14 protein-coding genes are annotated in these 12,903 nt (G+C 69.7%); 5 read left to right on the top strand and 9 right to left on the bottom strand.

Annotated features, from left to right (window positions below):
• Window positions 1-40: 40 nt before the first annotated feature.
• Together AB0C36_RS27090 and AB0C36_RS27085 are read left to right on the top strand one after the other, a co-directional pair.
• The gene (locus AB0C36_RS27090; RefSeq protein ID WP_358358676.1) at window positions 41-1,219 is read left to right on the top strand and encodes an acyl-CoA dehydrogenase family protein; all 1,179 of its coding nucleotides are present in this window, start codon (window positions 41-43) and stop codon (window positions 1,217-1,219) included.
• 214 nt (window positions 1,220-1,433) lie between these two features.
• A complete protein-coding gene (locus AB0C36_RS27085; protein ID WP_358358674.1) occupies window positions 1,434-2,642 on the top strand; it encodes a cytochrome P450 in 1,209 nt (402 codons plus the stop codon).
• A gap of 15 nt (window positions 2,643-2,657) precedes the next feature.
• Here AB0C36_RS27085 and AB0C36_RS27080 read toward each other — a convergent pair whose 3' ends face one another.
• From AB0C36_RS27080 to AB0C36_RS27065, 4 genes are all read right to left on the bottom strand, one after another.
• Window positions 2,658-3,233, bottom strand: coding sequence for an ATP-binding protein (locus tag AB0C36_RS27080; protein WP_358358673.1), 576 nt, complete (start codon window positions 3,231-3,233; stop codon window positions 2,658-2,660).
• Window positions 3,234-3,882: 649 nt separating this feature from the next.
• Window positions 3,883-5,469, bottom strand: coding sequence for a hypothetical protein (locus AB0C36_RS27075; RefSeq protein WP_358358671.1), 1,587 nt, complete (start codon window positions 5,467-5,469; stop codon window positions 3,883-3,885).
• 170 nt (window positions 5,470-5,639) lie between these two features.
• Window positions 5,640-6,065 carry an alternative ribosome rescue aminoacyl-tRNA hydrolase ArfB gene (gene arfB, locus AB0C36_RS27070; RefSeq protein ID WP_358358669.1) on the bottom strand — a complete coding sequence of 142 codons (426 nt, stop codon included), beginning with the start codon at window positions 6,063-6,065 and terminating at the stop codon, window positions 5,640-5,642.
• 78 nt (window positions 6,066-6,143) lie between these two features.
• On the bottom strand, window positions 6,144-7,466 hold the full coding sequence (locus tag AB0C36_RS27065; protein ID WP_358358666.1) for an MFS transporter: 1,323 nt from the start codon (window positions 7,464-7,466) through the stop codon (window positions 6,144-6,146).
• A 107-nt stretch (window positions 7,467-7,573) separates the two neighbouring features.
• On the opposite strand from AB0C36_RS27065, the gene AB0C36_RS27060 reads away from it, so the two are divergent.
• Window positions 7,574-8,296, top strand: coding sequence for a TetR/AcrR family transcriptional regulator (locus AB0C36_RS27060; RefSeq protein ID WP_358358663.1), 723 nt, complete (start codon window positions 7,574-7,576; stop codon window positions 8,294-8,296).
• Here AB0C36_RS27060 and AB0C36_RS27055 read toward each other — a convergent pair.
• The 5 genes from AB0C36_RS27055 to AB0C36_RS27035 all read right to left on the bottom strand — a co-directional run bounded on the left by AB0C36_RS27055 (window position 8,293) and on the right by AB0C36_RS27035 (window position 10,088).
• Complete coding sequence (locus AB0C36_RS27055) at window positions 8,293-8,427, bottom strand: hypothetical protein (protein WP_358358660.1); 135 nt, start codon at window positions 8,425-8,427, stop codon at window positions 8,293-8,295. The genes AB0C36_RS27060 and AB0C36_RS27055 overlap by 4 nt on opposite strands.
• Before the next feature lie 14 nt (window positions 8,428-8,441).
• The gene (locus AB0C36_RS27050) at window positions 8,442-8,570 is read right to left on the bottom strand and encodes an NUDIX hydrolase (RefSeq protein WP_358358657.1); all 129 of its coding nucleotides are present in this window, start codon (window positions 8,568-8,570) and stop codon (window positions 8,442-8,444) included.
• Window positions 8,571-8,633: 63 nt separating this feature from the next.
• A complete protein-coding gene (locus AB0C36_RS27045) occupies window positions 8,634-9,728 on the bottom strand; it encodes a methyltransferase domain-containing protein (RefSeq protein ID WP_358358654.1) in 1,095 nt (364 codons plus the stop codon).
• Complete coding sequence (locus tag AB0C36_RS27040; RefSeq protein ID WP_358358651.1) at window positions 9,725-9,847, bottom strand: hypothetical protein; 123 nt, start codon at window positions 9,845-9,847, stop codon at window positions 9,725-9,727. The genes AB0C36_RS27045 and AB0C36_RS27040 overlap by 4 nt, the downstream gene beginning before the upstream one ends.
• Before the next feature lie 55 nt (window positions 9,848-9,902).
• Complete coding sequence (locus AB0C36_RS27035; protein WP_358358649.1) at window positions 9,903-10,088, bottom strand: hypothetical protein; 186 nt, start codon at window positions 10,086-10,088, stop codon at window positions 9,903-9,905.
• A gap of 408 nt (window positions 10,089-10,496) precedes the next feature.
• Here AB0C36_RS27035 and AB0C36_RS27030 point away from each other — a divergent pair, with 408 nt between their 5' ends.
• Both AB0C36_RS27030 and AB0C36_RS27025 read left to right on the top strand, forming a co-directional pair.
• Complete coding sequence (locus tag AB0C36_RS27030; RefSeq protein ID WP_358358646.1) at window positions 10,497-11,081, top strand: DUF5753 domain-containing protein; 585 nt, start codon at window positions 10,497-10,499, stop codon at window positions 11,079-11,081.
• Complete coding sequence (locus AB0C36_RS27025; protein ID WP_358358644.1) at window positions 11,078-11,272, top strand: DUF397 domain-containing protein; 195 nt, start codon at window positions 11,078-11,080, stop codon at window positions 11,270-11,272. Before AB0C36_RS27030 ends, AB0C36_RS27025 begins: the two co-directional genes overlap by 4 nt.
• Window positions 11,273-12,903: the final 1,631 nt, after the last annotated feature.

The raw sequence follows: 12,903 nt of genomic DNA, 5'->3' as shown, positions 1-12,903 counted from the left end.
CGGCCGCGTCGCGCCTTCGTCCATCGACCGGGAGGCAGTCATGGCGCGTGCGCCGTTCGATCCGCGGGACCCACTGGGCATCGACGACTTGTTCGACGCCGAGGAGTTGGCCGTACGCGACACCGTGCGGCGGTTCTGCGCCGAGCGCGTGACGCCGCATGTCGCCGAGTGGTTCGAGAGCGGCGAGCTGCCGGTCGTCCGCGAGCTGGCCGTCGAACTGGGCCGCATCGGGGCCTTCGGCATGCACCTGGAGGGCTACGGCTGCGCGGGTGCGTCGGCCGTCCAGTATGGGCTGGCCTGCCTGGAGTTCGAGGCCTGCGACTCGGGACTGCGGTCGCTCGTGTCGGTGCAGGGCTCCCTCGCGATGTTCGCGATCCACCGGTTCGGCTCCGAGGAGCAGAAGGACGAGTGGCTGCCGCGCATGGCCGCGGGCGAGGCGATCGGCTGCTTCGGACTCACCGAGCCGGACATCGGGTCCGATCCGGCGTCGATGCGCACCCGGGCCAAGCGCGACGGCGGCGACTGGGTCCTGAACGGCCGGAAGATGTGGATCACCAACGGCTCGGTCGCCGCGGTCGCCGTGGTGTGGGCGCAGACGGACGAGGGCGTACGCGGGTTCGTCGTGCCGACCGACACCCCGGGGTTCTCGGCGCCGGAGATCCGCCACAAGATGTCGTTGCGCGCCTCGGTCACCAGCGAACTGGTGCTCGACGACGTGCGGTTGCCCGAAGCGGCGGTGCTGCCGGGCGTCGTCGGCATGCGCGGGCCGCTGACCTGTCTGGGCGAGGCGCGCTACGGGATCGTGTGGGGCTCGATCGGGGCGGCCCGGACCTGCCTGGAGACCGCCCTCGGGTACGCGGGCGGCCGCGAGCAGTTCGGCAGGCCGATCGCCGGATTCCAGCTCACCCAGGCCAAGTTCGCCGACATGGCCCTCGAACTGCACAAGGGACTGCTGCTCGCGCTGCACCTGGGCCGCCGCAAGGACGCCGGCACGCTGCGGCCCGAACAGGTCAGCTTCGGCAAGCTCAACAATGTGCGCGAGGCGATCGAGATCTGCCGGACCGCGCGCACGATCCTTGGGGCCAACGGCATTTCGCTGGAGTACCCGGTCATGCGGCATGTCACGAACCTGGAGTCGGTGCTGACCTACGAGGGCACGTCCGAGATGCACACGCTCGTGATCGGCAAGGCGCTGACGGGATTGGACGCCTTCCGCTGACCTCGCGGGGTCGGCGGTCCGACACGCGGACCACCACGCCCGCGCCCGCACCCGTGCCTGCGGACTCCCTTGGCCCAACCGGGCATTACGTCCGGTATGGGTCTTCTGGTGCCCGGCGAATGGCACTACCTTGCTCCCAGCGTTTCCGGCCCCGCCGTCCCGCGGGCCGGCCGGCGCGTCGACGGCCGGTGCAGGGCCGAGGAAGAAGGTACGTGTGAGTGCGCAGCCCGTCCCGGCGACCCCGGGTCCCGCGCTCGACCCCGGGTTCGACCCGTTCGCGGACGAGGTGCTGGCGGACCCCTATCCGGCGTGGTCGCGCGTACGCGACGCGGGGGCCGCGGTGCACGTACCGCTCCACGACGTGTGGGCGATCGGCCGGTACGCGGATGTGCGCGAGGCGCTGCGCGACTCCGCCACCTTCTCGTCGCGCGGCGGCATCGGCCTGCGCGTGCAGGACGACCCGGTCGAGGCCGGGCTGCCCAGCAGCGTCGACCCGCCCGACCACGACCGCTACCGGCGGCTGATGGGCGCCCAGTTGGGCCCGCGCCACCTGCCGCGCCTCGGCGACATGATCCGGGTACGGGCCGAGGACCTGGTCAAGGACCTGGTGGAGCGCGGGTCCTTCGACGCGGTCGCCGACTGGGGGCGCACCTTTCCGGTGGAGATCCTCGGGGACCTGGTCGGGCTGCCGGTGCAGGGCCGCGAGCGGCTGCCGCAGTGGTCGGCCGCGGTCTTCGACAACTTCGGCCCGGCCGGCGAGCGCGCCGACGCGTCGCTGCCGCTGCTCGACGAACTCGTGCGCTACGTCGGCGAGGTGGTGACGCGCGAGAACCTGGACCCGGACGGCATGGGCGCCAAGGTCTACGAGGCGGCGGACCGCGGCGAGGTCAACGACGTCGAGGCGCTGTCGGTGGTCATGACGTTCCTGGTGTCCGGGATGGGCACGACCTCGGACGCGCTCGCGCAGCTGCTGCTCCTGCTCGCCGAACACCCGGACCAGTGGGCCGCGTTGCGCGCGAACCCGGCGCTGATCCCGGGGGCGTTCGAGGAGGTGCTCCGGTACGACGCGCCGGTTCAGGCGTTCTTCCGCACGGTGACCCGGGACACCGAGGTCGACGGTGCCAAGGTGCCGGAGGGCGCGCGGGCGATGCTCTTGTTCGGCTCGGCGAACCGCGACGGGCGCAAGTGGGCGGACCCGGACCGCTTCGACGTGGGGCGCAATCCCGTGGACCACCTGGCATTCGGCTCGGGCACGCACAGCTGCGCGGGGCAGGCGCTCGCTCGGTTGGAGGCGAAAGCGCTGCTGGTGGCGTTGGTGGGGAAGGTCGAGCGCATCGAACTCGCGGGCGAACCGCGGCGGCGGCTCGGCCATGTCTCGCGGACGCTGGAAAGCGTACCGTTGCGCGTGGTGCCCGCCGCCTGACCGGCGGCACGGGGTTCAGCGGGTTGCTCTGAGCAGGGGGACGCGTACCCGGATCGTCTTGCCCCCGGCGGACGGCAGGACGTCGATGACGCCGTGCGCCTCGGCGACGGTGAGTTTCACGATCAGCAGGCCGCGGCCGTCCTCGGACTCCTCGTCGGTGTCCATGAGCGCGCGGGGCCGAAACGGGTGGTCGTCGGTGACGTCGAGTCTGATCCGGCCCTGGGTGAGGGCCAGCGTGACACGTACCCGCTCGGTCAAAACCGCAGCGTGTCGGACGGCGTTGGACACGAGTTCGGTCGCGACGAGTAAGAGGGTGTCCTCGAGGTCGTGGTGAATACGCCAACCCCGTAAGACATCGCGCAGGCGGTGCCGTACCTCGGGTACCGCGGCGACCACCGGCGGCAGTGTCCAGCGGACCAGCACGGGGCCGGGGGAGTGTCCGGAGCCGTACCCGGAGCCGGGGTCCGCGGGTGTGGGGCCGAGATCCGCGGGGCCGCCGCCCACGGCGGTCTCCAGGGACCGGCGTACGCGCGCCTCGGCGCTCTCACGATGTGCGGCCCGGCGCGAGCCGGGCCGTCCTGGCACAGTCATGTGCGGCCCCGTGGTCGGCAGTGGTCGTGCTCTCTGACGTGGTTCGGACCGGGTGGCCGAGGGCGCCGCGGGGTGGGGGCGAGCGGTGCGGCGAGGCTGCCGGGAGTGTGTGTGGCGTACGAGGTGCGATGCCTGTGGCGGTTCCCCTGGGGTGCGGACGGAAGGGGGCGGGGGATGGTGCGCGGCCGGGCGGCGGGCTGACGGGAAGTCAACGCCGGGGGGCGGCACGCGTCCACTGAGGGATGGCGCATCCCTGGATCCTCAAATGTGCGGAGTGGCTTGGATGGCCAGTGTGGAGCGCCCCGTGATGAAGCATCCATGGTTTTCCGCCTGTGATCCGGAATGACATCGGACATGATGTTTTGCCGGTCAGGTTTGCCCGTATCTGCATATTGATGGCCGACGCCGTGCCGTGTCCAGGTGTGAACACATCGTGACGGGTGGGCAGGCGGATGTGCGGGAGTGCGGACGGGCGTGCAGCCGGGCTCGCCCGCGGGAGTTCGGCGGGGACCGGGCGGGCTTCAGGGGGGATCCGGGCGAGAAGCAGACGGGATTTGGGCGGGATTCGGGCGGAGTTTGGGCGGAGCTTGGGCGGGAGCCTGCACGGCGTCACGGCGTCACGGCGTCAGGGCGTCAGAGCGTCAGGGCGTCAGGGTGTGCGGCCGCCGGGCGTACGCGACTTGGTGTCCTCGGCTTCCCAGGTGGTCGCGCCGCCGCCGTCGGGGCGCGGAGCCTTGTCCTCGTCGTCCTTTGCTGTCGCTGTCGTCGCCGCGGTCTCTGCGGCGGATGCGGCGGAGACGGTCTCCAGGACGGCCAGCACGAGCGCGACCAGCACCGCGACCAGCAGGACCGATCCCACCGTCGGGTCGTTCCACAGGAAGAGCCACAGGCCGCCGAGGGCGATGACGCCGAGGTAGAGCGGGTGGCGGTGGCCGGCGATCCACGACCCGGCCGCGCCGGTGCGTACCCCCGCGTCGGAGGCGGTGCGTCCGGCGGCGCCGAGGCCTGCGGTGAGACCGCGGCGGATCGTCCGGGCGGGGCGGGACGGACCGAACAGGAACGCGGTGAGGGCGGTGACGGCGCCGATGACCGCCAAGGTCCAGGCCGAGTGGCGGAGGAACTTGACCAGCGCGTCGAACACCGCCTTCGCGGCGTCCTGTTCGACGTTGGAGGGCAGCCGGTCCAGGTAGATGCGGCGGCCGATCAGCAGGGCCAGCACGAGCAGCAGCATCGCGGCGAGCACGCCGAACCCGAGGCCGATGAACGCGCGGCGGCTGTTCGGGGCGATCCACAGGCCGAGCGCTGCGACGGCGAGGGCGATGAGGGGGAGCCACCAGCCGACTGCGTGCAGGATGCGGACGTACGTCCGGACCTCGTCGAGTTGGTCGGACTGCACGAGCACGATCGACTTGTCCACCTCGGGGATGGCCTCGGCGAGGCTGAACCCGCGGTCCACCAGGCGCTGTTGGGCCTGCGCGATGATCGGTCCGAGCTGCAGCGTCACGGTGCCGCCGTCGATGTTGATCGCGTCGTTGCCCTGGCCGGTGAGGGCCTTGACCATCGCGGCGTGCGCGTCGCGGTTCGCGGTGGTCCACAGGTCCGCGAAGGCGTCGCTCTGCACGACGGCCTCGACCTGGTCGCGTACGAAACTCTCCACGCCGCTCTCCAGCGGCCCGGACAGGCGGCGCAACTGGTCGGCGATGCCCGAGGGGAGGCCGTTGTCCGACAGCGTGTCCGCGAGCGCGTCGGTGACCTGGTCCATGTCGATGCGGCTGCTCAGTGCGGTGGTGATGCGGTTGGTGACGGCGTTCTGGACGGCCGGGTCGTGGGCGAGCGGGGCGACCGTCGCGACGTAGGTGTCGGTGTCCTCGATGACGTCGTCGGCCCAGACGGCGACCACGGAGAGCAGTGCCAGCAGGCACGCGAGCGTGAGCACGACCACCGACCCGGCGGTGCGGACGCGGCGCTTCACGCGTCCGGACGTACGCTTCCGCAGTCGGTCCAGTTCGGCGCGCTCGTCGTCGGAGAGTGGCTTCTCGGCCGAGGGCGCCTTGGGTGTGCCTGCCGCGGCTTCCCGCTCGCCGGCTGCCGGGTCCGGGGTGCCGGGCGCATCAGGGGAGCGCGGTGCCTCCGGCGCGTTCGATGCACTCGGCGCGGTGGGGGAGTCGGGCGCTTTCGGTGCGTCAGGCGTGTCAGGCGTGTCAGGCGTGTCCGAGGAACCCGAGGTGCTGGCCATGCCTGATTGTCGCCAGAAAATTGGACTAATGCGACATTTAACACGCAGTCAGACCGCAGCCAGGCCGCCCATTTGGTGGAGCCGCGGACCGTGGTGGACGGGTGCGGCCGACGTTACGAAGAGGGGCGGTCGGCGTACGCGAGCCTGCCGGGTCGTCCCTCGGACACGGCCTAGTCGCCGCCCGGCGTGCGGCGCAGCCGTTTGACCTCGCTGCGATGCGCCTTGCCCGCAAGACGGCGTTCCTTCGAGCCGCGACTCGGGCGTGTCGGCCGACGCGGCGGCGGGGGCGGGGCGGTGGCCTCGACCAGCAGCTCGGCGAGCCGGCGCCGCGCCGCCTGCCGGTTCATCAACTGCGACCGCTGCTCCGAGGCGGCCACCGTGAGCACGCCGTCGACCAGCCGGTCGGCGAGGTTCCGCAGGGCCCGCGCCTTCAACGGCTCGGGCAGCGCGGACGTCGCGGCCAGGTCGAACGACACCTCGGCACGGCTGTCCGTCGTGTTGACCGATTGCCCGCCGGGCCCGGACGACCGGGAGAAACGCCAGGACAGCTCGGCCGCGGGCACAACCGAGCCGCGGATATCGAGATCTGTCGGCATGCCTCCTATTGTCCGGCACCGTTCGGGGCGCAGTCCACGCAGTTTCGGCCGGACTTCGGTGCTGACGTACGGATCTCCTCAGCGCGGCGGCGGACCGCTCCGCTCTGCCTGCCGAGCCGGTACGCCCTGGTCGTCGGTGCGGCGAGGCCCGGGCAGCCGGTCGTCCGGCGCCGCCAGGCTCGCGCGGCGCAGCGCCGGGAACGCGGCGGCGACCGCGAGCGTGGACACCACGCAGACCAGCCCGCCGGTGACCACCGCGGTGCGCGCACTGGTCAGTTCGGCGAGGAAGCCGAGTCCGGCGTTGCCCAGGGCGGGCGAGACCGACGCCTGGACCATCCACAGGCTGCTGACGCGTCCGCGGAGTTCGTCGGGTGTGCCGTGCTGGAGGAGTGCCGAGCGCAGGGTTTCGGAGATCAGGTCGCCCAGCCCGGCGAGGGCCAGCAGGACCAGCGCGAGTGGCAGCAGAGAGGTCAGGCCGAAGCCGGTCAGCGACAGGCCCCACAGGAGGACCGCGCCGATGAGGGCGTGGCCGCCGGCGCGGCCCGTCCAGCCGCTGGTTGCCGCGCCGACGAGGGCGCCGAGCGCGGGTGCGGCGTACAGCAGGCCGACCACGCCGGGGCCGCCGTCGAACTGCTGGTCGGCGAGCACCGGGTAGAGCGCCTGCGGCATGGTGAAGACCATCGCGGCGGCGTCGATGAGCAGCAGGCCGACGATGAGGCGGTGGCCCCGTACGTAGCGCATGCCGACCGCCACGGCGGCGAAGGCCTGCCGGACGCCTTTGGCGGTCTCGGGGGCGGTGGGCGGCAGTGGGCGGACGAACAGCAGGGCCAGCGAGAACACCAGGAAGCCGGCCGCGTCGATCGCGAAGCAGGCGGCCAGGCCCGGGCCCGCGACCAGAACGCCGCCGAGGGCCGGGCCGAGCAGGGCCGCGAACTGGGCGGAGGAGGCGGTCAGGGCGCCGGCGGCGGCGAGGCGTTCGGTGCCGGCGAGGGAGGGGATGGCCGCCAGCATGGCGGGTCCGCCGAGACCCGCGAACAAGCCGGTCAGGCCGGTGGCCACGTAGATGGGCCACAGGTGCGGCTCGGGCAGCAGCGCGTTGACCATCAGCGCGACCGCGACGAGGGTCAGCGGGAGGCGGGTGGCGAGCATCAGCAGCCGCCGGTCGAAGCGGTCGGCGAGAACGCCGCCGACCAGGACGCCGACCACCAGGGGGAGCGCGCGGGCGAGGCTGACGAGGCCGACCTGTGCGGCGGATCCGGTGAGGTCGTACACCTGCCATGCCACGGCGACGCTGGTCATGAGCGTGCCGATCAACGCGCCGAGGAACCCGGCGAACAGCAGCCGGAAGTCGCGGCTGTCGCGCAGCGGGGAGAGGTCCATGGCGAAACGGCCCCGAGGCATGGGCGGCTCCTGACGAGGTGAGGCAAGCCTTACCCGCGCAACTGTGGCGATGCCGCGGCCTAAAGTCAACATGTGTGAAGTTCAAGCGCTGCTAGCCTCGTGCCCCGATGAGCAGCGACACCCCGGCCCGGCGGCGGCCGACCCACCGCAAGGGCCGCAGCACGCTCACGCGCGAGTCGGTCGGGCGCGCCGCACTGGAGTTCCTGGGCCGCCGCGGGCCGGCCGAACTGACGATGCGCTCGCTCGCGGCCGACCTGGGCGTGTCACCCCGCGCGGTCTACAACTACGTCGAGGATCGGCGCGACCTGATCACCCTGGCCGTTGAGCTGTTCGAGGCCGACTGGTGTCCGCCGGAGCTGGACGCCGCACCGGAGGCCTGGCGAGGCAGCTTGCGCGCGTACTGCGACGACCTCCGCGCGCACTACCGGCGCCATCCGGGCATGACCACGTTGGCGCTGCGCGAGAACGTCACGATGGCCCGGCACCCCACGATGCTGCGGAACGTGGACGCGCTGATCGGGTTCTTTGCGGGGGTCGGGCTGCCGCTCGGGGACGCGTACCGCGCGTGCATGGAGACGATTCGGGCGGTCGTGGGGTTCGTGGAGTTGCAGGACGGGCCGTACGACCGCCCGCCGCCCGACCTCGACCCGGCGGTCTTGGGGCAGTTCCCGCCGCCCTGGCTGCAGCCGGAAGCGGACCTCGAACTCCCATACCTGGGCCGCCTCGGCGAACTCGAACCCACGCCCTCGGACGCCCAGTTCGCCTTCACCCTGGATGTTCTGGTCAACGGCATCGCCGCCCGCATCCCGACCGCGGGCGACGGCGACTAGGCCTGCTTCGGCTGGTTGCGGACCATCATCAGATAGACGGGCGCGGTGTCCCAGGGGCGGGTGTGGCCCAGCGGTACGTACCCTTCGGCCCGCAACGACGCCAACCGCTCCCCGATCTCAGCGTCACTCAACGGCACCGGAACACTCATGCGGGACCGTCCCAACCCTCCACGGTCATTTCTGTCGGCTCACCCGCCAGGTAGCGGTCGAGCGCGTACCGGGTCGACGGGACGAAGTCCCCTGGCAGGTCCTCGATATCGGCCCAGAACTTCACGGCCTGGATCGGTCGATTCTTGTGTTCCCGAACACAAGTCAGGTGCCGGGCGAAAGTCCAAGGTCAGTGCGACCTGGCGGACACCAGGACCCCGGGTGTCGCGTGCCACACCGCCGTGGTGGCGTGCGAGCAGTCGTCCCGTGCACGCACCATCAGGCCGAAGCCCCCCGGGTCGGGCCACCCGTGGTTCATCCACCACTCGACCGCGGCGATGTAGTCCGAGACAAGCCCGTCGTCGCCTGCCACGTTGACACTGATCCCGGCGCCGAACCCCAGTGACGCGAACCGGTCGCCGTGGCGCAGCCACAACACCCGTTCCCCGTCGGACGGGTGGACGCCGGTCGTGTAGTGCTCCATGCCCGGCAGGAGCAGTCCGACGACGAACTCTCCCGCGTTCCCGAGCGGGGCCCCGAGTTCGCCCGGCGAGAGCCGAGACTCGTACGCGCGCGTTTCACCCCCTTCCGGCCACTCGGACCAGGGCGTACGCCGCTGTGAGCGGGCCTTCATGAACGCCACGGGATAGCGGAACCTGCCCATGGCGATGCCGTCGTGTACGTCGAGCGTGGTGACGTAATCGGCGGCGTGGGTGAACGTCGGAGTCCACGGCATCATGATCTTTCCGGTGGGGCACAGCCGGATCCAGGCGGCGGGTACCGGGCCGCGGATGGCGCAGGTGACATGGATCCGATCGAAGGGACCGTCGAGCACGGATGGCTTCAGACCGTCCGCAGCGATGACTTCGGCGTCGACACCGGCATCCTTGAGGCGCTTCCTGGCTGTGGCAGCAAGGCTTGGGTCCACCTCGATGCTCACTACGCGCCCCGACGGCCCCACACGGTCCTTGAGCAGGGCGGCGGTGAATCCGGTGCCTGCGCCGATTTCCAGGATCCGCTGCCCGGGGTGCAAGTCGCAGGCATCGAGCATCTTCTCGACGAGGCTGGGCATGGACGCCGAACACGTGGGGAGCCCGCCTGGATTGCCGGCACCGTCGTCCCACTGCGTGACCAGGGACGTGTCTGAGTGGGCGGCTTCGAGCCACCCGTCGGGATCGTCGGCCTGATCGACGAGGATCTCCTGTTCGGCCACCCACAGCTTGCCGGGGAGGAACGGTGTGCGGTCCCTCCCCAGCAGCCGCAGCGACGTGTTGTCGACTTTCACTTGTCGTCTTCCTTGGGCTTGCGTCGGGTGCCGGTGTTGCCACCGCCGATGGTTGGTGACTGGCCGTCGCTCTCGTTGCCGCGTTCCTCGTTGGTGTTCGGCTTACCGCGAGTGCCCATTTTGGAATCCCTTCTGGCGTGGTGTGGGTTGTTGCTGCGGGGCGGGGCGAGGACGTCAGTTCGCACGGAGCGTCCGTCCGGCCGGGTTGTCGATGCGGACGGCGTCGGCGAGTTCGCCTCTCAGGTAGGTGAGTTCGGACCGGGCTGCGACGTGGAGCGGAATGAGCTCGGTGGTGGTGCCGTCGGGATGGACGGTGTAGACGCGGATCGTCATGTCGCGGGTACGACGTCTGATCGGCATGGCCGGAACTCCCCCTTACTCAGGGTGTGCAATCTGCTACCTAGCGAACACCCGCTGGCTTACCTTGGGAACGCTGGAACTGTGGCGGATGCAACTGGAGCTATGTGGCCACAGAGTGCCGGACAAAAATCCTCAGCCTGTCCCGTCGGGGGAACAGAACATGGTCGCTCGTCGTCAGAACACCCAAGCAACGCCTACGACTTGGCTGCATCGCTTCCTTGGGAAGCAGTTGCTCCGGTATCGCAACCTCGCTCGCAAGACCCAGGCGGAGATGGCCGCAGTGGCACACGTGTCCACCAAACACTACTGCGCCTTCGAGCTGGCGGAGCGTATGCCGACGCGGGACACGATCGAGGTGCTGACCATGCTCTTGACGCGCGTGGGGCGCTGGTTGCCATTCGCGACGAAATGGTCGAACCCCCGGATGAGACGTGGTTCGACAAGCTGAAGGAGATGGAGCGGCAGGCCACGGAGATCTGGGAGTACGAAGTGCAATTGGTTCCTGGCCTGTTGCAGACCCGGGACTACGCGCGGGCGGTGTTGGAGTCGGCACCTCGTCAGAAGCTCACCCGCACGGTGGAGGACGACTTGGCAGTTCGTATGGGTAGACAGGGGCTGTTGACGAAGCCGGAGGCGCCGCAGTTCCTGTTCGTCCTTGATGAGGCGGTCCTGTTGCGCAGCCCGACCGAGCCGAAGGTCCTCGCCGGGCAACTGGAGCACCTGTTGCGCGTGGCCGATCTGCCGAACGTGATGCTGCAAATCATCCCTTTGGAACGGGGCTGGCATTCGATGCTGAGCGGGCCGGCGACGCTTCTCAAGTTCGATTACGGGGCAGACGACGTTGTGTACGTTGAGCCCAACGGACAGGGGTTGCTGTCCTACGATCCGGTCACGGTCCGGTACATCACGCGCAGGCTTGACCTGTTGCGGTCTGAGGCGTTGTCCGGCGCCGAAACCATCCAGGTGATCCGCTCGAAGCTGGAGAGCACGTGAACAAGCATGTGAGTAGCAGTGAACCCCGTTGGTTCAAGTCGACGTACACCGGCCCAGAGGGCGGCAACTGCGTGGAGACTGCGGGGCTTTCCGATTCCGTTGGGGTGCGCGACAGCAAGGAGCGTGCTCGCGGGTACCTGGCGATCTCGCCTGCCGCCTGGTCTGCGTTGACAGAGTCGATCAAGGGCTAGGCGCGGCACGAAACCGGAACGGCCCTCGCCCCTTGGGTGGGGGTCGTTTGCATGGTCTGAAGCGGCTGCTCGCCACTGTTTCGCCACGATCGATGCGGTCTCACCGTGTGGAGCGGACCCACTCTGTCTGTGAACCTACGACTAGGTTCTTCGGCTTTGTCCCACGGCGCTGCCTCGACAGCGCCGCGGACATCCCGTACCGCACACGTACATGCGTCACGGGTTCAGGTCGCACGATGCGATCCTGCGCGCGAAATGGGCGCCGTCCTCGACTGATGCCGTTGATCGGCCGACGGCTTCGTGAGCATGTCTCCCCAGAGCGGGTATCACTCGCCACGCGGTGACGGCACGACACGAGCGTCCGCCCGTACATCGGCCATCCCGACTATGGCACCGGACGCGTCATGACCTGCAACACGATCATGGACTGGGGTTACGGCACTCACGGCCTCCTTCCAGAATCTAGTCCGCCCATCGACTGGGCTGATGGCGGCTGCACCGACCAACCGCCTTTCTGAACCGAGCATCGTGGACGTCTTGCACCGCGTTGGTGAAGCGCGTTGCCGACCTTCATGAGCACCCGTCGTGAACAACTCGGCGCGCCAAGGTCGGGAACTTGGTCGAGCAATGCCGACCCAACGCCGAATGAGCAGTGGGGAAGCCGGGATCGGTGGCCTCAGTTCGTGCCGGCGGCGACGGACGGGACCTGCGAACCGGGCTCGGCAGGCCCGCGACAGGGTCTGCGTGTGGAGGAGATTGATCGGACGACCGGGCCGCTGTCCGATGATCAGCTGCGGTGGATGTTCACGGTGCTGGAACGGTTCTGCGCCCATGATCTGATCAATGGGCCAGCTTCAAGACCGAGACGCCCCATGGCACCGTCGGCATCCACACATCGCGTTCCTTCGCACCAGGAGCGAACCTCGACGCCTTCCATGACCTGCGCACCGATGTTCGTACGGAATTTCGTCCGCGGATCGACGCACCACGGCCCTCAGAACCCGGTATGTGAACCCGACTGCCGTCGCGTTCCAGTTGATGATCTCCGGTGCCAACCGCGTCCGATTTTGCGCGCGAGTTTGGGGCCGGTCCCTGGAATCGACGTCATGAACAACCGTCGCTCATGCGAGCCGTTGCGCGGGGCTGCCTGAGTAGCGCCGCGCAACTTTCCGGCGTACAAGGTCGGGACATTCGCGCACTCTGAGTGGGTCGCCCGCAGACCATCGGCCCAGGAGGGGCTGCCCTCCACCCCGCGTTGTGCTCCTTGGCTCGTTGTCCGGCGGGGAATCGCGCGCGCCCGCGCCATGCGGGCGCGCGACCGTTCTTGTGTACTTGCCAGGAGAGTTGTGCCTGGGCCGACTTCCTCTTGCGGGGCCGCGCTGCCGTTGGCGGCGCGGCCCTAAGCGCCACCGTCCGTTCTGATCGCGTGGTGCGATTTTGCACGCGATGCGCTCTGTTGGCCTCGTACCTGTATCGCGACGTGGCACTGGGCCTTGGCCGGCTATGGACGGTTCTAGTTGTGGTGTTGTGGCGCGGCGCTGCCTCGGCGGCGCCGCGCAACCGATCCTCGATACACGTGAACCGCCCCGGGTGAAGTGGGGACTCGATTACGTGTAAGGATCGAGTTATGG

Origin of the sequence: Streptodolium elevatio (assembly GCF_040649515.1) — a bacterium.
In the GTDB taxonomy this organism is placed as follows: domain Bacteria; phylum Actinomycetota; class Actinomycetes; order Streptomycetales; family Streptomycetaceae; genus Yinghuangia; species Yinghuangia elevatio.
This window is presented reverse-complemented; position numbering and strand designations above follow the sequence as displayed.